The organism is Bacillota bacterium, from assembly GCA_040754675.1.
Lineage (GTDB): Bacteria > Bacillota > Limnochordia > Limnochordales > Geochordaceae > Geochorda.
This window is the reverse complement of the sequence record JBFMCJ010000004.1, coordinates 1-17,648: the sequence shown is the minus strand read 5'-3', so window position 1 is coordinate 17,648 and position 17,648 is coordinate 1. Positions and strand designations below refer to the sequence as shown.

Sequence of the window (17,648 nt, the reverse complement as noted above, 5' to 3'; positions counted from 1 at the left end):
GGCGGCCATGCTGGAAAAGGCTTTCGAGGGAAGCAAGAGGTACTGGTCGTGGGTGCTGCTGCTCATCGCGCTCAGCGGTGCGGGCTTCGCCGCCTACCTGGTGCAGCTGCGCCAGGGCCTCACCGTCACGGGCCTGAGCCGGGACATCTCCTGGGGCCTGTACATCGGTCAGTTCACCTTCCTGGTGGGGGTGGCCGCTTCTGCCGTTACGGTGGTTCTGCCGTACTACTTCCATAACGTCAAGGCCTTCGGGCGGATGGTCGTCTTTGGCGAGCTGCTGGCCGTGGCCGCGGTGATGATGTGCATCCTGTTCATCGTGGTGGACCTGGGCAAGCCCATGAGGCTCTTCAACATCCTGGTCCACCCGGCGCCCCAATCCATCATGTTCTGGGACATGGTTGTCCTGACGGGCTACCTGTTCCTCAGCCTGATCACCGGGTGGAACCTGCTGGAGGCGGAGAACAAGGCGGTGCCGCCGCCGGCGTGGGTGAAGAAACTGGCCTACGTCTCCATTCCCTGGGCCATCAGCATCCACACGGTGACGGCCTTCCTCTACGCCGGTCTTCCAGGCCGGCACTACTGGCTGACCTCCCTGATGGCGGCCCGGTTCCTGGCCTCTGCCTTCGCTTCCGGTCCGTCCTTGCTGATCCTTCTGTGCCTGCTCATCCGGCGGTTTTCCCGCGTGGATGTGGGCCAGGAGGCGATTCGGAAGCTGTCGGTGATCGTGACCTACGCCATGATCGTCACCGTCTTCTTCGTGGGGCTCGAGTTCTTCACCGCCTTCTACAGCCGCGTGCCGGGGCACATGCACCCCCTGCAGTACCTCTTTGCCGGTCTCGAGGGGCATCGGGGGATGGTTCCCTGGATGTGGACCGCCGTCGTCCTGGCCCTGGTTGGCCTTGGCCTGCTTCTCAATCCCGGGACCCGGGAGAAGGAGAGCACGCTGGTCCTCGCGAGTGCGGCGGTCTTTATCTCGCTGTGGATCGAGAAGGGCCTGGGTCTGATCATCGCGGGGTTCACCCCCAATGCTTTTGAACGGATCACGGAGTATGCACCCACCGCCCTGGAGTTCCTGATCACCCTGGGCGTCTGGGCGTTGGGCCTGCTGCTGTTGACGGTGCTGTGCAAGATCGCCGTTGCCGTCAAGGAAGCGGCGCAGTGAACCGCCAGAGCTGGCCGGAGATTGTGAAGGAAGACACGAAGTCGATGCCAAATAGCGGTGCAGGGGGCTCCCTGGAGGTGAAGGATCGAGCCATGGCACTGACGGCCGGCCAGCGAGAGAAGGTGCAGAAAAAGGCGACAGAAGCCGGAATGGATCTAGATCTTACCGACCAGCACTGGGAGCTGATCGAATTCGCGCTGGGGTATTACCGGCGGCATGGAACCATGTGCAACCTCCGTACCCTCATCCGCGAGAGTGGCTACGAGAAGAAGGCTGTCTACCGGCTGTTCCCCGGCAACCCTATCCGGAGAATCTGCGCCCTGACCGGGCTGCCGATGCCTCCGGAATGCTGACCGCTCCCAGGGAGGCGATACGGTGTCTGGTACGGTGCCGGAAGGGCTACCGATGTGCCGCTCCCTGTTGGGGGGGCGGTATCCGAGCCCTGTGCGGGAGCTCCTGCGCAGCCGGTATCCCATCGGGATGTATGAAACCGGCCTTGTAGACAACGCCACCGCCTGGGGCCACGGGGGGTACGTCCTCTTTTCCGAACTGCCGGCCGGCGTGGCCCACCGGTCCAGCCGGCGTCCGGAACTGGCGGAGGAATCCATCCTGGTCCGGATCCTGGCCCCGGTGGGCGGCTGGGTATCGGCGGACCTCCTTGACCGGCTGGCGGACGCAGCCGACCGCTACGGTCACGGCCTGATGCGCGTGACCACCGGCGGCACCATCGAGATTTACGTCCCGAGGGAAAACGTGTTGCCCCTGGTAGAGGCGCTGAACGCATGCGGTCTCGACGTGGGTTCCACCGGGGACGGCCTCCGGGGTGTGACCGCGTGCTGTGGTCCTGCCCGGTGCGACGCCGCCTTGGTGGATGCCACGGGGATTGCCACCTACCTGGGCGAGCGTTTTATTGACGAGCAGCAGTATCCGGGGTTTCCCCACAAGTGCAAGACCGCCGTAGCCGGCTGTCCCAACGACTGCATCCGGGCCATGACCCAGAAGGACCACTCCTTTGTGGGGGTTTACCGCGGCCTGCCCCAGATAGACTCCGACCGTCTCTGGGCTTGGGTGAGCCGCGGCGGGGACCTGCAGGCACTCATGCGGGCCTGTCCCGGGGGCGCCATTGTGGTCGAAGGCAGTCGGGCCCGCATCGATGGTGCCCGCTGCATTCACTGTATGGTCTGTATCAACCGCTGCCCCGCCTTCCGCCCGGGAAAGGAGCGGGGAGTCGCCTGGGTGGTGGGCGGCAAGTACGGTTTCCGGGGACCCGGGGGCGCCATGGTGGGCCAGGTGCTTTGCCCCTTCATCCCCGTAGAGGGTGAGGATTACACCCGAATTGGCGACATTTTCGGGCGCTTCCTGGATGTGTGGTGCGACCGCGGACTGACGAAGGAGCGCATCGGGGACTTCATCCTCCGCTTTGGCGCGCGCAACATCCTCCGGGAGATGGGCCTGGATCCCGAAGGGGGGCATCGAGATGGCGCCCCTGCCGGCGGGCATCATGCCTGATTTCCGCGACACGCTCCCGGACCTGCTCAAGGAGAACTACGGCAAGTGGGTCTGGCATGAGCCCCTGGCTCCGGGGGTCTACCGGCACCTGACCGCCGAGGGGGTCGAGTGTATCACGGTCCGGGTGCAGCTCCCGCCGGGCGGGCTCCTTTCGGCCGAGACCCTGCGCCTTTTCTCCGGCTGGATCCGGGAGTACGCCCAGGCCGGACGCTACACCAGCCGCCAGGGCTTCGAACTGGTGGGGGTGATCCCCGGCCGGTTGACCGCACTGCTGAGCGAGATCCGGGATCACGGTTTTGCAGTGGGCGGGACAGGCCGGTCCCTTCACCAGCTCAAGGGCTGTAACGGCTATATCCACTGCCAGAACGCGGCGGTGGACCCCCCCAGCGTCATGAAGGTCCTGGGGGATGTCCTTTACGATGACCTGACGGCCGGCCGCTACCCGGCTCCCCTGAAGATTTCCGTCAGCGGTTGTCCCAACCAGTGCGGGGGGGCCGTTGAGGCTGATATCGGGATTTCAGGGGTATACCTTGACCCCCCCGAAGTGGACGACCGCCGGCTGGCAGCCTCTTCCCCTGACTACGGCCTGCTATGCCGTTTGTGCCCCCGAGCGGCCGTCCGGGTCCGTTCCCGTCCGTCGGGGAAATCCATCATCATCCGCGCCGAACGCTGTATTCGCTGCGCCTCTTGTGTAATGGTCGCGCCGGAGGGCATCGCCATGGGCTCCCGCCGCGGCGTGGCGATCCGGGTTGGAGGCCGGGGGCCCGACGGCAGCAGCCCGCCGCGCTTCGGCCAGGTGGCCGTCCCCTATCTGCCGGCTGAACCCCCGGATTACGCCGCGGTGGTGGCCAAGGTCCGGGCGATCGTGGCGCTGTGGCAGGCCCGGGCCCGACCGGGGGAACGGATAGCCGGTTACGTCGACCGGGTAGGGTGGGACGAGTTCCTGAGGCAGATCGGCGTCGGGGCAGGAGGGACCTAGCGGGACTTTCCGGCTTATGCGAGGATTCGAGCCGCAAGGTCAGACGGCCGGGATCTTTGCTCCGCCCGATGGCCCCGGTTTTATCTACGCGGTCTTCCGGTGGTCCATCACGGTCTTGAGGTAATGGGGCGACACGTTCACCTGGGCGGCTCGAAAGAGCGACTTCTGCTCCTCCTTCAGAAAAACCTCCGCGCGGAGCGGTTGGAGGAATGAAAGGGGGCAGCGCGATGCAGCCGGATGGGACCTCGGGCCGCGGCTGGCCTTTCGGGCCGGTGCCCAGGTTGGTCATCGCTGCCCCCCACGGGGGCTCGGGCAAGACCACGGTAACCCTGGGGCTGGTGGCGGCCCTGGCCGCCCGGGGCCTTACGGTGCAGCCATTCAAGAAAGGCCCTGACTACATCGACCCGGGTTGGCTGGGGAAGGCGGCCGGCCGGCCCTGCCGAAACCTTGATCGGTTCTTTTGTACTCCGGATCAGCTCGTGGCCGCGTTTGTCCGCGGGGCCCGGGGCGCTGATGTGGCAGTGATTGAGGGCAACCACGGCCTATACGACGGGCTGGATATGGAGGGGTCCGGAAGTACGGCGGAGGTCGCCCGGGTTCTGGCCGCGCCGGTGATCCTGGTGCTGGATACGACCCGAATGACCCGCAGTGTGGCGGCGTTGGTCCGGGGCTTCCAGGACTTCGATCCCGGGATCCGGATCGCCGGGGTGATCCTCAACCGGGCGGCCGGCCCGCGTCACCGGTCCATCCTCACGGCTTCCCTGGAGAAGTACTGCAGGGTGCCGGTGCTCGGCCTTTTGCCCAACAGCCGGGAACTGTCCATCCCCGTCCGGCACCTGGGCCTGGTTCCGGCCGCGGAGGCGGAACGGCAGGAACGGATTTTGGAGTGGGGCCGCTGGATTGCCGCGAAGCATCTCGATCTGGAAGGGATCCTGGCAGTGGCGCGGTCGGCGGGAGAACTGCCGCCTGCTGCCGTCCCCGCCGCTCAACAGAACCACGGCGCCACAGAGCCGGCGGCCTTATCCCGGGTACGGATCGGCTACTTCGCCGATGTGGCGTTCCACTTCTACTACCCCGAGAACCTGGAGGCCCTTGCGGCTGCCGGGGCAGAACTGGTAACCATCAGCCCGCTGGCAGACCCCGACCTGCCGCCGGTGGACGCTCTGTACCTGGGTGGGGGCTTCCCCGAGCTCGTCGCCGGTTCGCTGGCCGCCAACGGCCGGTTCCGGGTGGCGGTGCAGCAGGCCGTGAAAGCGGGGATGCCCGTCTACGCGGAGTGCGGGGGGCTCATGTATCTTTGCCGGACCCTGGTCTACCAGGGTGTGGAGTATGAGATGGCCGGCGCCCTCCCGGCGGACGTGGTGGTGGAGCCAAAGCCGCAGGGGCACGGCTACACGCTGATGGAGGTGGCGGGGGAGAACCCCTTCTTCCCCGTTGGCGCCGTCATCAGGGGGCACGAATTCCACTACTCCCGGTTGGTCAACCTGGACCGGAGCCAAACCCGTTTTGCCTACCGGGTCCGGAAGGGAACCGGGATCGATGGTCAGCACGACGGGTTGGTCTACCGGAATGTGCTGGCGGGCTACAACCACCTTTATGCCCTCGCCGTTCCGGGATGGGCAGAGGCCCTGGTTTCCCGGGCGGTCGCATACCGCAAGGCCCGCGGGGCCGCTGCCCGTGGGTAGGGACAACAGCCGTTGGTTTGGGGGGTGACCGGGTGCTGGGTGAGCATCTCAAGAAGTTGCGTCTGGAGCATGGCATGAGTCTGGAGGAGCTGTCCGACCGGCTGGACATCCCAGTGGATTGCCTCCAGGAAATCGAAGAAGGTACGCGGCGGCTCTCGCCAACCACCATCAAGGAGGTTGCCCAGATTTTCGGCGTCCCCGAGGAGTCGCTGCGGGTCCTGGATCAGCCCCCGGCCCCCCTCCCCATGGAGATTCCGCCCGAGGTGACTCCCGAGGGGATTGGCCGGAAGATCCGGGAGCTTCGGACGGCCAAAGGGCTGACCCTGAGCGAGATGAGCCGCCGATCTGACCTTTCCCTGGCCCATCTGAGTGAGGTGGAAAGGGGCCGATCGTCGGCCTCCCTCAAGACCCTCGAGCGGATCGCCGAGGTCCTCGAGGTCCCCGTGGCCGTTCTGGTGGGCCGGGATGAGTGCGATCCCCTGGGCGAACGGGTTCGGCGGCTCCGGGAGCGGGTGGGCCTTACTCAGAAGGAGCTGGCGGAGCTGGTGGGGGTCTCCCACACCCTGGTGGGGCAGATCGAGAACGGCCGGCTGCAGCCCTCGGTGGCGACGCTCACCCGGCTGGCTATAGCCCTGGGGGTGTCCCCCTGCTACTTCCTCATCGAAGAAGAAGACGTTCCCCGGCGGCGGACTCCGCTGGACGACGCGATGACGCGGGCGCTGGGCTACCAGGAGGTGCGGGATTTCCTGCACCTGATGGGGGAACTGGACGACCCGGAGCGAGAGAAGGTTCTGGGCTTCCTTTCCTGGCTGACCGGCGGGCGCGGCCTGATTGGACGGGCCGGCGGGTGTTCCACCGACCCCGTAACCCAGGAACTCCTCCAGATCCTGGCCGGACTCAGCCCCGAGGACAAGGCTTTTCTGTTGGAGTCCGCCCGGTTTATCAGCCGCAAGGCCCGGGCCGATCGCAACGGCCCCAGGCCCGACGGCGACGGGGGCGGCGACCTGGTGTAAAGGGGAATGCAGGTGGGCCTGTTTTTTCCAATCGGTCTGAAACTGGCCAGACACGAGTGCCTGGTGGTAGGCGGCGGCGAGGTCGCCCAGCGGAAGGCCGAATCCCTGCTCCAGGTCGAAGCCCGGGTTACTGTCATCGCTCCTCAGGTGACCTCCCAACTGCGGGCCTGGGCGGAGGCGGGCGTCCTGCGCTGGATCCCCAGGGAGTACCGTTCCGGCGACGTGGACGGGTTTGCCTTGGTCATCGCCGCCACCGATGTCGAGGCGGTCAACCAACAGGTCGCCGCCGAAGCGCGGGCCAGGCGAGTTCTGGTCAACGTCTGCGATCAGCCGGAGCTTTGCGGTTTCATAGTGCCCGCAGTGGTCCGCCGGGGCAGCCTGACCCTGGCCGTCTTCACCGGCGGCCAGAGCCCCATGCTGGCCCGGAAAATCCGAGAGGACCTGGAGCGGCAGTATGGCTTGGAGTACGCCGAGTTCCTGGAGATTCTCGGCTCCCTGCGGCGCCGGCTCAGGCGGGAGGTGCCCGATCCCCGGAAGCGCCAGGAAATCTACCGCCGTTTGGTCCATTCCGATGCCCTCGAGCGGCTTCGTCAGGGCCGGCGGGCCCAGGTGGAGGCCATGGCCGAGCAACTGATCGCCCTGGTCCGCGCGAATTCCGGGTAATCGAGCCCAAGACGCAGAGGTGTTGCCCATGGCCAAGGGGATCGTCTACCTCATCGGCGCAGGACCCGGGAACCCAAAGCTGATCACCGTCCGCGGTCTGGAGTGCCTGCGCAGGGCCGACGTCGTGGTCTACGACCGGCTGGGCAGTGCCGAACTGCTCCGGGAAGTCCGGCCGGGGGGGGCGGAAATCATCTACGCGGGCAAGGTTGCCGGGCATCATACCATGCGGCAGGAAGAGATCAACCACCTGCTCATCCGCAAGGCGGAGGAGGGCAAGGTGGTGGCTCGCCTTAAGGGTGGCGATCCCTTCGTCTTCGGCCGCGGCGGCGAGGAGGCCGAGGCCCTGGCCGAGCGGGGAATTCCCTTCGAGGTCATTCCCGGCATTACTTCGGCCATCGCCGCTCCGGCCTATGCCGGGATTCCGGTGACCTACCGCAGCTGTGCCTCAACCTTTGCCATCGTCACCGGCCATGAGGACCCAACGAAGGAGCGTTCTGCGGTGGATTGGGCCCGCATCTCCACCGGCGCGAACACCATCGTCTTTCTGATGGGGCTTGCCAATTTGCAGGCTATTTCCCGGCGGCTGACGGCCCACGGCCGGTCCCCGGAGACCCCCGTGGCCCTGATCCGCTGGGGATCCCGTCCGGACCAGCGGACGGTGACCGGCACCCTGGCCACGATCACCGCGGAGGCCGCCCGGGCCGACCTGACGCCGCCGGTGGTGATTGTGGTCGGTGAGGTGGTGCGGCTCAGGGAAAAGCTGCGCTGGTTCGAAGACAGGCCGCTCTTCGGGCACCGGGTCGCCGTCATCCGTGGGTGGGATGGAGCCGGGATCTTGACCGACCTCATCGAACATCTCGGCGGGGAGGCCATCGACATCCGGATCATTGACGGGGCTGGACCCTCGGACAGGGAGGAGCTGGACCGGACGGTCCGCCGCCTGCGGGATTGCCACCTGGTCGTTTTCACCTCTGTCCGCGGGGTGGAGCGCCTCTTCAGTCGCCTGGATCTCCTGGGTCTGGACGCCCGGGCCCTGGCTGGCCCCCGGGTAGTCGCGTTTGGAAGCTGGACGGCCGCTGCCCTCCGGGCCCGGGGGATTCGCCCTGACTTTGCCGGTGAAGACCGTGGCCTGTTGAAGGAGATTCTCGCCGAACAGCGGATCAGCGCCGTCGTCTTCGCCGGCGCCCCGACGGTGGCCTGCTGCATCGAGATGTTTGGCCAGGACGCGGGCCCGCTGCCGGCGGGGGTCACGGTGGCCTGCCTGGATGAGGAGGCCGCCCAGATGGCCGCGGCCCTCGGGCTGGCGGTGCACGTGGTGCCGCCGGAGCCGACGGCCGCCGCCCTGGCCGATGGGCTGGCGCAGTACTTCCTGGGTCCCGCGAGGCCGCCGGGAGCTGGCCCTCTCCCAGCCGCAGCTTTCCGTGGGCTCAGGGGCGCCGGCCAGGAGCCGGGCCGGGCCCTCGACGACACCCCCTCGGATCTGGGCCACACCTGTGTTCCGCCTCGAACAGCATGAACCGCCAGGGACTCCCCAAGAGTGAGGCCCTGCCGAGTCACACTCGGCTTGACATGGGGAACAGGGGCTGAGCAGCACTGGCCGGTGCCGGTGGGCGGCCGTACGCCGGGACGGGCGGCACGACCCTGCCCGCCTCCGGACGGCGAACCCGGCGGGGCGGCAGCCTGGATCAACCGGCGGGGTGGTCGAGGTAGGGGGCGACGTACGGGTCCAGGTCCTCGATGGGCTGCGCCAGCGGCTCGATGTCGCCCCTTCGTCCGTAGACCAGGATGCGCACGTACTCGCCCCACACCCGTCGCCGGCCAACGTCGGTGCGCATCCAGTTGTGGCGGCCGACGACCGCGCCCTGGTACTCAGCGTTGAAGGTAAAGGGCCAGCAGTGCACGAGGCCCGGTAGGTGCCGGCGCAACGTCCGGTACTGGCGCCCGGCGGCGTGGCTCTTGCCGATGAACACCAGGCTGGCCACGCGGGAGAAGTCGAAGACGTTGCGGGCGAAGAGCACATTCTCCAGGGTGTTGGTGGACCGGTCCTCCACCACGACGGCCGACCGGGGAACCCCGCCCTCCACCAAGTGGCGGGCGATGACGTGGGCCTGGGGCTCGTCGCCGTAGCGCCAGCAGGGGTGCTGCCCGCCCCCGGGATCGTGACCTCCGGTCACCACCAAGACCCCGCCCAGCCCGCGCCGGTAGGCCTCCAGCGCGGTCTGCCAGTGCCGCGGGTGCGTTCCCCCGAAGACGAAGAGGGCATCGGCGGGCCGGGGCACGGTCTCGGGCAGGAACACGATCTCCGTCAGCCGCCGGGCGTGGTCCGGGGCCAGGGGCGGGACGCCCGGCTCGCGGGCGATGTGCCGGGCCACGGGGCTTCCTTCCGTCGGGTGGCCCGAGCCGCTTGGGGTGTCGCCCGTCATCGCCCCAGCGCCTCCCGCGCGTACGCCTGCAAAGCGGCCCGGGCGTCGCCCTTGGACTCCCCTTCCCAGCGGTCCGGGTCGCCCCACCGCGGCCAGCAGGTCGCGCCCCGCGGCGGACGGTCGGCCATCAGATGCCGAGGGCGTGGCAGGAAGACCTCTGGGCCGACGGCCGGAAACAGGGAGGAGATGAGAAAGGGCGGATCACCTCCGCGAAAGCGCTGCTGCGTGCCCACCAGCCAACGGGGACTGTCCGGCCACATATCCGGAGGAGTATCCGCCGGCCCTTTGGGTACTCCCGGAATCCTTAAACTCGTTGAAACAACGTGGCTGGGGCGCCTGGATTCGAACCAGGACTAGGAGATCCAAAGTCTCCCGTGCTGCCGTTACACAACGCCCCAGCGCCGCCCCCAGTATACCACAGCCCGCAGACGTGGTGGGCCGGCGTCCAGGGCCCAGCCAGGTCCCGGCCTTTGGCGACGCCGGCTCGAGCTCACGCCCCGGCGTGGGTCGGGGTCAGGAAGCGGCGAGCGAGCTCCAGGTCGGAGGGTTTGTCCACATCGATGCCGATCTCGGCGTACGGCGTCACGACCGCCTTTCCCCGGATGCCCAGCATGGCGCTCACCCTCTGCTCGGCGTCGGCGATGGAGAGCCTGCCCACCAAGAAACGCAGCACGGCCGCCAGACCAAGCAGCTTCGCCAGCGTCAGCGGGCTCTTGCGGGCGTCCAGAGCCGGCCCGAGAAGCCGTCTCGTGCGTTGGACGATGTCGCGGGCCACGACCATCACATTGCCGCCGGTAAACGTGCCGTCCGAAAGCCGCACCCAGGTTCGCCGCACGCCGGGATACGCCCGTTCGCCGGCCGACCGCTCCACCACCGCGTACCAGACGTCGAAAAGTTCGCCGCCCTCTTCGCAGCGCCGCACGAAGTCGTCCACCATGTGGGGCTGAAGAAGCGGGATGTCGGACGTCACCACCACGACGTGGCCGGTCTTCGAAGCGTGAAGTCCCCGCTCCAGGTTGTCGATGAGGCGCGCGCCCGGCTCGACGCCGACCACCTCGGCGGCGGCCGCCTGCGCCCCCGCCACCGCGGCCTCAACGACCGCCGGAGGCCCGACGCAGATGATGCGCCCGACCCGCCGCGCCCGGCTCAGCGCGCCGGTCACGTACGCCACCATCGGCTGCTTCCCGATGGGGATGAGCGCCTCGAACGCCTCCGAGCTTGCCTGCCTCAGCCGGCCGCTGTTGTCGGCGGCCGCCAGCACCAGGGCATCCAGCCTGGGCGAGAGCACGCCCGAACCGGCCTCACGACTCGCCGTCATACGGGGCTTCCTCACCTTCGCCGGCCACCGCAGCCGCCTTGTCGGCGCCTCTCTCGGCCCCCTTGGAGCCGGCAATCAGTTCCATGAGGGCGTTCTCCGCGCTCTCGATGTGTTCCCTGGCCAGCCTGGCGGCGCGCTCGGCGTCCCGGCTCGCAATGGCCTCGACGATGCGGCGGTGTTCCTCCAGCGCCCTGCGCATGCGTGGCCGGTGGGAGAGGGTCATCGTCCTGAACCGCATCACCTGTTCGCTCAGAAGGCTGAGCATGTGCTTGAGGCGGGCGTTGCCAGACATCTGGTAGATGGACTCGTGAAAGCGGGTATCCACCTCAATCAGGCGGGCCGTGTCGTTGGTGTCGATGCACTCGCCGTACTCCAGCAGGATGCGCTCGACCCGCTCCAGGTCGTCGTCGCTGGCCCGCTCCGCCGCCAGCTGGGCGGCCAGCGCCTCCAGAGCCCTGCGGACGTCGAAGATCTCCGCCACGTCCTTGAGGGAGATGTCCGCCACGTAGGCGCCCTTCCTCGGAATCATCACCACGAACCCGTCGTGCTCCAGCTTGCGGATGGCCTCCCGGACCGGAGTGCGGCTGACGCCGAGTTCGTCGGCCAGTTGAACCTCCATCAGCCGCTCACCCGGCTTCAGGGCGCCCGAGATGATGGCTTCCCGCAGCGCCTCGAAGACGAGTTCGCGCAAAGGCTTGTAATTGTCCAGTTTCAGCGGTGACAGCGAACCGGGCACAGCCGGTCATCCCCCTCCCGGCGGGGGCTGTTTGGTTAGATGGATTCTACAACAGGAAGGGCGCTCACGAACAGCCGGCTGTCAGGCAAGGCCTCCGCCAGCCGGCCGGCCAGGCGCCGCCGAACCGCTTCGGCCTCACAAGGCGGCGCGAGCCCGAACGCAGCACAGCCGCTGCCGCTCACGCTGACCCCCTCACATCCTGCCTCCTTCAGGATCTCCAGGATGCGGCCCGTTGATGGGCACAACCGGCAGGCGGCAGAAGCCAGGTCGTTCGCGATGTGACGGGCGGCCTCACCCATGTCGCCTTCGGCCAGCGCCCTCGCGAGATCCTCCACCTGACAACGGCCGCGCTGGCTCCGCGCGGCCGCACCGCCCTGTTCCTCGTCCCATATCCGGTAAGCAAGCGCTGTCGGGGCCGTCTCCGGCGGGGCCACGATGAGGCACGCTGCCGTCAGGCGGCTGGCCAGGGGCTCGAGCCGCTCCCCCTTCCCCCTGGCCCGCTGAACCCCGCCCCGCACGCAAAACGCCACGTCCGCCCCGACCGCCGCGGCCACGGCTTCGAGCTCCGCAGGCCCGAGGCCAAGCCCCCACAGCCGGTTTAGACCCCTCAGCGCCGCCGCAGCGTCTGAACTCCCGCCTCCAAGCCCTGCCCCGGCGGGGATGCGCTTGGTCAGCCGCAGGAAGACCGCGGGCATGTCGGACCTGCCTGCCCGGCGCGCCAGGGCAGCGGCCGCCCGCAGCACCAGGTTGCCGGACCGCGCCGCATCGGCGAGGGGCAGCACCTCGGTGAGCGCAAGCCCCGCCCTCTCCAGCGCCGCCGCCTCAGGCCCCTCCATCGCCAGCCCGACCACCCCGGGCGGCTGCCCGGCCCAGAGTTGCAGCGCCAGTTCGTCGGCGGGCTCGACGTTGGCCATCACGGTGTCAAGCTCATGGTACCCGTCGGGGCGCCGCCCCAGCACGCACAGCGCGAGGTTGAGCTTGGCCCGCGCCACCTCGACGAGGGCCTCAGCCGCCATGACCGCCCTGCGAGGCGATGGGAACGGCCGTGACGCCCCTGATGGCGCTTCCCGGAATGACGACGCCCACAACGTCCCGCAGCCAGCGCCACAGCCGCGTCGCCCCCGATACCGGCCGCACCGACGCGCCCGCCGACACCGGAACTCGCGCCACCTCCCGGCCGTCCAGCTCGGCCACCACCCACCCCACCTGCTGCCCCTTCGTGATCGGCGGTGCCACGTTATCGCGAAACACCAACCGCCTGCTGACGCCTTTGGGGTCGCCGCCGAGCGTCAGGACGTGCAGGGTTCGGGTGGCTCGAACGGGAACCGCCTCCGGCTGACCGCTGCGCAGCCGCAGTTCGCCCACTTTTTCGTCCGCCAGCGCCACCACCACGGGCCGGTACGCCCGGAACCCGAACTCCAGCAGCCTCGAGGCCTGGTCCACTCGGGTCTGGTCGCTGTCCATCTTCATGAGCGCGGCGATGAGCCTGCGGCCGTCCCGCGACGCCGTCGCCGCCAGCGAAAACCCCGCGTCCGCCGTGTGGCCGGTCTTGAGCCCGTCGACGCCCTCCACCGTGCCCACGAGCCGGTTGGTGTTGAACATGACGAAGCGCGGCTGCTCCCGGAACACCTTCTCCCGGATCGACGTCCAGGTCAGTACCTCGGGGTGCTCGCTGACCAGCGCCTTCGACATGATGGCGATGTCCCGCGCGGTGGTGATGTTGGGATCCTCGCCCTGCTCCGGCGGCAGCCCGTGGGAGTTGGTAAACCGGGTGTCCCGCATACCCAGCTCCTGCGCCCGCCGGTTCATCAACTCCACGAACGCGGCCTCCGTGCCGGCCACATGTTCGGCGATGGCCACCGCCGCGTCGTTGGCCGAGGCGATGGCGAGCGCTTCCATGAGCTGTTCGAGCCTCCACGTCTCCCCGGCCACCAGGTACACCTGGGAGCCGCCCATCGCCTCGGCGGCGCGGCTGATGCGCACCGGGTCGTTGAGCGAAACGTGCCCCCGCTTCACCGCGTCCATGGTCACGAGCATCGTCATGATCTTCACGATACTGGCCGGATGAACCGGCATGTCCGCGTTCTTCTCGAACAGCACCTGCCCGGTGTCCCCGTCGATGAGGATGGCGGCGGGTGCCGCGACGTCGAAGCCAAGGCGGTCAGGCGTATTGCGGGTCGCGGATTGTACCCCGGCCTCCGGTTCCCGCCCCGGCTCACCGCTGACGGTTCCCCTGCCCGGGGCCCTGCCGGTGCCGCCGCCGGTCAACCACAAAGCGGCAGCGGCACCGAGAGCCACCACCGTGGCTGTCAACCGCACCCACCCCTGCCCGAGAAGCGATCGGTCAGACCCGGCCCCTGACCGCTCGCGCCACTGCGAGGCCCACGTCTCCGGGGCGGGGCGGCCTGTGTCTTTGCCGCTGCGGCTGCGGCGGGGCGACCACGGCCGGTTCATCACGACAACCCCTTCCAACACGACGACATTCGCAACTGTTGAAAACCCGGCGGCTCCCTACGCCCCGTACTTGACCAGCCTCAGGGCGTGGGCCAGCATCAGGGGAAGCAACTCCATCGCCCGGATATGGCCCAGGCTGCCGTGGGCGCACTCGCCCTCCCCGAACTTGCGGATGTACCGGTCCTTACGGGCGGTTTTCGCCCACAACAGCACCGGAACCGGGTGCCAGCTGTGCGCCTTCAGCGCGGCCGGCGTGGAGTGGTCGCCGGTGATCACGAGGACGTCGGGCTTTCGCTCGACGAGTGCCGGCAACGCAGCGTCCACCGCCTCGATGACGCGGCTCTTGCGGGCCCAGTCACCGTCCTCTCCGGCGCTGTCAGTGCCCTTGATGTGGATGAAGAGGAGGTCGTACTGGTCCCAAAGCTCCAGCGCCTTTGCCACGGCGTCCTGCGGCTGAGGCCCCGGAACGAACGGCTCCATACCCACCAGGCGCGCCAGCCCCCGGTACATGGGGTAGTATGCGATGGCCGCCGCCCGCAGCCCGAAGAGTTCGGGAAGCTGGGGCAGTGCAGGCTGACGGTCGAACCCCCTGAGCAGGACGGCGTTCGCCGGGTGCTCGCCTTCCAGCACATGGTTAGCCTGGCGGATAAACTCGTTGACAATACGCGCCGTTCGCTCCGCCTCGGGCTGAAGCGCCCGCACGGGCAGGGCTGGTACGCCCGTCTTCTGGGGGTCCGAGTCGCTCAGGTGCGGTGACAGCCCCTCGCCCGTGAAGATGACCACGGCCCGGTGCTGCATTTCGGGCGCCACGTGCACCGAGGCGCCGTCCAGCCGGATGCGCTGGTTCAGGAGCCCCGCCAGCCGGGCGCACTCCTCCGTCGAGATGCGGCCTGCCCGGCGGTCCGTGATGACGTCGCCCTGGCGGGTCGCGAAGTTGGCGCGGGCGGCCACGTCATGCGGCCCCAGGGTGAGCCCGACGCCCAGCGCGGACAACACCCCCCGGCCGACCACGTACTTCTGCGGGTCATAGCCAAACAGGCCAAGGTGTCCCGGCCCGCTGCCCGGCGTCACGCCGGGCGCCACCGGCACCGAGAGCCCGCATGACCCTTCGGCCGCAAGCCGGTCCATGTTGGGCGTCCGAGCCGCCTCGAGTTCCGTGAGCCCTGTATCCGGGTGGGGCAGGCCGCCGAGCCCGTCCATCACCAATAGCACCATCTTCCCGCCGGTTTGCGCCAGCGGCTGCAGCAACTCCAGCACCTTGCCACCCCTTCCCTGTCCCGGGCGGCGCACCGGCCCGGAACCGGAGTTGTCTTACCCCACCCACCGGGCACTTCCTGTCCCTCATAAGCTGCCCCGGGGCAGGCAGTGAATGCCAGCCTGGCCCCCGGGCGGGTTTCGGGGACGGGGGCGACAGGTAGCGGCCGGCACACCGTTGAATACCCTGCCGAGGGGACCTACATGCGCAGCACCGACCTCGCATTTCGCCGCATGATCCTGGGCGTGGCAGGCAACCCCGGCGTTACCCGCCTCGTGACCCGGCACGGCCTCACGCTGGGAGCGCGGCGGTTCGTCTCCGGAGAGACCCTGGAGGAGGGGATCCAGGCCGTGGCGGCACTGAAGGCCCGCGGCCTGCTGGCGACCCTCGACTACCTGGGCGAGAAAGTGAGCGACCTGGCGGCCGCCGGGCAGGCTTCGGCCACTTACCAGCGGATGCTGAGGGCCCTGGCGCAGTCGGGCTTCCAGCCCAACGTCTCCCTGAAGCTCAGCCAGTTCGGGCTGACCATCGACCGGGAGGCCTGCCTCGCCAACGTCCGGCACGTGCTGGAGGTGGCCGCAGAGGTCAACGGGTTCGTGCGCATCGACATGGAGGAGTCGTCGCTGGTCGATGCGACCCTCCAGATTTTCCGCACCGTGGCGCGCGAATTCCCCGGGCGTGCCGGGGTCGTGCTCCAGGCCTATCTGTACCGGACGGAAAGCGATTTAAAGGCGCTTCTCCCCATGGGGCTCAACGTCAGGCTCTGCAAGGGCGCGTACAGCGAGCCGCCCTCGGTGGCCTTTCCCCGCAAGCGGGACGTCGACGCCAACTACCTCAAGCTCCTGCGCATCTCGCTCAAGGAGGCCGCGTTCACCGCCGTGGCCACCCACGACGAGTCCATCATCCGGGCGACCGCGGAGTATATCCGGGAAATACGCTCGGCCGGCCGCTACGAATGGCAGATGCTTTACGGCGTGAAGCCCCGGCTGCAGCAGGCGCTGGTCGGCAGGGGTGAGCGGGTGCGCATCTACGTCCCGTTCGGCACCCACTGGTACCCGTACTTCGTGCGGCGCCTGGCCGAACGCCCTGCCAACCTGGCGTTCGTGATCCGCGGGCTGTGGGGTTAAGCCGGGACGGCGCCAGCGAGGCTGGCCTGCAGCGCCCGCACGAGTTCGCAAGCCTGCTCGTAGCGGCCGAAAGAAGGGATGACGTAGACGCCCGCAATGTAGGGCCGGGCGTCCAGGGCGGCCTGCAGCGCCACCTCCACGCCGACGCGCTCCGCGCTCTCCCCGGCCTTCCGCATCGCCTCCCGCACGCCCTCCGGGATCATGACGCCGGGCACCTCGTTGTGCAGGTACTCGGCATGCTGGTAGCTCCGCAGGGGCAGCACCCCCAGCAGGATGGGAAGCGGCGCGCCCCCGAGCCGGTCAAGGACGCGCAAAAGCGGGGCGGTCTCAAACAGCGGCTGCGTCATGGCAAAGTGCGCGCCGGCCTCGACTTTGCGCCGGAAGCGGCCCACTTCCGTCTCCAGGTCGTGCGATGACGGGTTGAGCGCCACGCCCACGAGAAAGCGCGTCGGCTGCCCGATGCTCTTACCCGCCACGTCCACCCCGTTGTTCAGCTGGGTCAGCACGCGCACGAGCCCGATGGAGTCGATGTCGTACACGGCGCTGGCGTGAGCGTAGTTGCCGAGCCCAGGCGGGTCACCGGTCAGGGCCAGGATGTGCCGGATGCCCATGGCGTGGGCGCCGAGGAGGTCGGCCTGGATGCCCATGAGGTTGCGGTCCCGGGTGGTGAAGTGCAGGATGGTCTCGAGGCTCTCTTCCTGCTGGATGAGGTGGGCCGCCGCCAGCGACGACATGCGCACCTGCGCCATGGGGCTGTCGCCCACGTTGACCACGTCGGCCCCCGCTTCCTTCACGGCCCGCGCCCCGGCCAGCAGCTTCTGGGTAACAGGCCCCCTGGGGGGATCCAGTTCCACGCTGACGACGAACACGCGTCCGAGCTTCTCGGCAAACCGGGAGACCGGGGCGGCCTCCTGCACTGAGGCCCGCGCCGGCACCGGCGAAGAGGCCGGGAACGCGGCGGCCGTCCCCGTCCCCACCGGCGAAGCCAGAGCCCCTGCCGCCGGGGGCACCCCGGAACCCGGGGCCCCCTGCGTTGGCCTCGGCCGCACGGTGATGACGGCCCGCCCTCTTCCCGCTTCCAGATCCGCCCGCCCTTCCAGGGCCCTGGCCCACTCTTCAGGCAGGCGGTGGCCGGCCTCGTTCAGGGCCTGGCGCATCGCCCGGACGTGGTCGGGGGTCGTCCCGCAGCAGCCGCCGACGAGGCTGACGCCCGGCTCCGCCGTGGCGCGCCTGGCAAACTGCGCGAAGTACTCGGGAATCGCCATGTACACGAACCGGCCGCCCACGATGGTGGGCAGGCCGGCATTGGGCATCGCCGAAAACC

General features: G+C 68.7%; 16 protein-coding genes and 1 tRNA gene. 9 read left to right on the top strand and 8 right to left on the bottom strand.

Going from position 1 to position 17,648, the window contains the following annotated elements:
* Nucleotides 1–7: 7 nt before the first annotated feature.
* The 8 genes from dsrP to cobA all read left to right on the top strand — a co-directional run bounded on the left by dsrP (nt 8) and on the right by cobA (nt 8,527).
* Nucleotides 8–1,162 (top strand): sulfate reduction electron transfer complex DsrMKJOP subunit DsrP, encoded by a 1,155-nt coding sequence (gene dsrP / locus AB1609_00600; protein ID MEW6044975.1) that lies wholly within the window; start codon nt 8–10, stop codon nt 1,160–1,162.
* Nucleotides 1,159–1,515 (top strand): TusE/DsrC/DsvC family sulfur relay protein, encoded by a 357-nt coding sequence (locus AB1609_00595; protein ID MEW6044974.1) that lies wholly within the window; start codon nt 1,159–1,161, stop codon nt 1,513–1,515. The genes dsrP and AB1609_00595 overlap by 4 nt, the downstream gene beginning before the upstream one ends.
* Before the next feature lie 22 nt (nt 1,516–1,537).
* Nucleotides 1,538–2,671: a hypothetical protein gene (locus tag AB1609_00590; GenBank protein MEW6044973.1), complete on the top strand. Its 1,134-nt coding sequence runs from the start codon at nt 1,538–1,540 to the stop codon at nt 2,669–2,671.
* Complete coding sequence (locus tag AB1609_00585; GenBank protein MEW6044972.1) at nt 2,640–3,650, top strand: hypothetical protein; 1,011 nt, start codon at nt 2,640–2,642, stop codon at nt 3,648–3,650. Before AB1609_00590 ends, AB1609_00585 begins: the two co-directional genes overlap by 32 nt.
* Before the next feature lie 227 nt (nt 3,651–3,877).
* A complete protein-coding gene (locus tag AB1609_00580; protein ID MEW6044971.1) occupies nt 3,878–5,335 on the top strand; it encodes a cobyrinate a,c-diamide synthase in 1,458 nt (485 codons plus the stop codon).
* Between the two features lie 32 nt (nt 5,336–5,367).
* Nucleotides 5,368–6,348 carry a helix-turn-helix transcriptional regulator gene (locus tag AB1609_00575; GenBank protein MEW6044970.1) on the top strand — a complete coding sequence of 327 codons (981 nt, stop codon included), beginning with the start codon at nt 5,368–5,370 and terminating at the stop codon, nt 6,346–6,348.
* A 12-nt stretch (nt 6,349–6,360) separates the two neighbouring features.
* Entirely contained in the window at nt 6,361–7,011 is a 651-nt protein-coding gene (locus AB1609_00570; protein ID MEW6044969.1) for a bifunctional precorrin-2 dehydrogenase/sirohydrochlorin ferrochelatase, read from the top strand.
* A 28-nt stretch (nt 7,012–7,039) separates the two neighbouring features.
* Complete coding sequence (gene cobA, locus AB1609_00565) at nt 7,040–8,527, top strand: uroporphyrinogen-III C-methyltransferase (protein ID MEW6044968.1); 1,488 nt, start codon at nt 7,040–7,042, stop codon at nt 8,525–8,527.
* Between the two features lie 169 nt (nt 8,528–8,696).
* On the opposite strand, the gene AB1609_00560 is transcribed toward cobA, so the two are convergent.
* The 7 genes from AB1609_00560 to AB1609_00530 form a co-directional block, all read right to left on the bottom strand.
* Nucleotides 8,697–9,434: a YdcF family protein gene (locus AB1609_00560; GenBank protein ID MEW6044967.1), complete on the bottom strand. Its 738-nt coding sequence runs from the start codon at nt 9,432–9,434 to the stop codon at nt 8,697–8,699.
* Between the two features lie 324 nt (nt 9,435–9,758).
* Nucleotides 9,759–9,832, bottom strand: a tRNA-Gln gene (locus AB1609_00555).
* Nucleotides 9,833–9,924: 92 nt separating this feature from the next.
* Nucleotides 9,925–10,752 carry an NTP transferase domain-containing protein gene (locus AB1609_00550; GenBank protein MEW6044966.1) on the bottom strand — a complete coding sequence of 276 codons (828 nt, stop codon included), beginning with the start codon at nt 10,750–10,752 and terminating at the stop codon, nt 9,925–9,927.
* On the bottom strand, nt 10,736–11,488 hold the full coding sequence (locus AB1609_00545) for a GntR family transcriptional regulator (GenBank protein MEW6044965.1): 753 nt from the start codon (nt 11,486–11,488) through the stop codon (nt 10,736–10,738). The genes AB1609_00550 and AB1609_00545 overlap by 17 nt, the downstream gene beginning before the upstream one ends.
* Nucleotides 11,489–11,523: 35 nt before the next feature.
* Entirely contained in the window at nt 11,524–12,504 is a 981-nt protein-coding gene (locus AB1609_00540; GenBank protein MEW6044964.1) for a hypothetical protein, read from the bottom strand.
* On the bottom strand, nt 12,494–13,942 hold the full coding sequence (locus AB1609_00535; protein MEW6044963.1) for a D-alanyl-D-alanine carboxypeptidase family protein: 1,449 nt from the start codon (nt 13,940–13,942) through the stop codon (nt 12,494–12,496). The genes AB1609_00540 and AB1609_00535 overlap by 11 nt, the downstream gene beginning before the upstream one ends.
* A 57-nt stretch (nt 13,943–13,999) precedes the next feature.
* The gene (locus tag AB1609_00530) at nt 14,000–15,199 is read right to left on the bottom strand and encodes a 2,3-bisphosphoglycerate-independent phosphoglycerate mutase (protein ID MEW6044962.1); all 1,200 of its coding nucleotides are present in this window, start codon (nt 15,197–15,199) and stop codon (nt 14,000–14,002) included.
* Between the two features lie 201 nt (nt 15,200–15,400).
* On the opposite strand from AB1609_00530, the gene AB1609_00525 reads away from it, so the two are divergent.
* Nucleotides 15,401–16,324 carry a proline dehydrogenase family protein gene (locus tag AB1609_00525; GenBank protein MEW6044961.1) on the top strand — a complete coding sequence of 308 codons (924 nt, stop codon included), beginning with the start codon at nt 15,401–15,403 and terminating at the stop codon, nt 16,322–16,324.
* On the opposite strand, the gene AB1609_00520 is transcribed toward AB1609_00525, so the two are convergent.
* A partial coding sequence (locus tag AB1609_00520; protein ID MEW6044960.1) for a methylenetetrahydrofolate reductase occupies nt 16,321–17,648 on the bottom strand: 1,328 nt, incomplete at its 5' end. The two genes, AB1609_00525 and AB1609_00520, sit on opposite strands and share 4 nt — an antisense overlap.

What these genes read in the sequence shown, in the direction of transcription:
- AB1609_00525 (MEW6044961.1), top strand. Translation starts at nt 15,401, where the DNA reads ATGCGCAGCACCGACCTCGCATTTCGCCGCATGATCCTGGGCGTGGCA.
- AB1609_00535 (MEW6044963.1), bottom strand. Translation starts at nt 13,942, where the DNA reads ATGAACCGGCCGTGGTCGCCCCGCCGCAGCCGCAGCGGCAAAGACACA.
- cobA (MEW6044968.1), top strand. Translation starts at nt 7,040, where the DNA reads ATGGCCAAGGGGATCGTCTACCTCATCGGCGCAGGACCCGGGAACCCA.
- AB1609_00540 (MEW6044964.1), bottom strand. Translation starts at nt 12,504, where the DNA reads ATGGCGGCTGAGGCCCTCGTCGAGGTGGCGCGGGCCAAGCTCAACCTC.
- AB1609_00585 (MEW6044972.1), top strand. Translation starts at nt 2,640, where the DNA reads ATGGCGCCCCTGCCGGCGGGCATCATGCCTGATTTCCGCGACACGCTC.
- AB1609_00560 (MEW6044967.1), bottom strand. Translation starts at nt 9,434, where the DNA reads ATGACGGGCGACACCCCAAGCGGCTCGGGCCACCCGACGGAAGGAAGC.
- dsrP (MEW6044975.1), top strand. Translation starts at nt 8, where the DNA reads ATGCTGGAAAAGGCTTTCGAGGGAAGCAAGAGGTACTGGTCGTGGGTG.
- AB1609_00550 (MEW6044966.1), bottom strand. Translation starts at nt 10,752, where the DNA reads ATGACGGCGAGTCGTGAGGCCGGTTCGGGCGTGCTCTCGCCCAGGCTG.
- AB1609_00580 (MEW6044971.1), top strand. Translation starts at nt 3,878, where the DNA reads ATGCAGCCGGATGGGACCTCGGGCCGCGGCTGGCCTTTCGGGCCGGTG.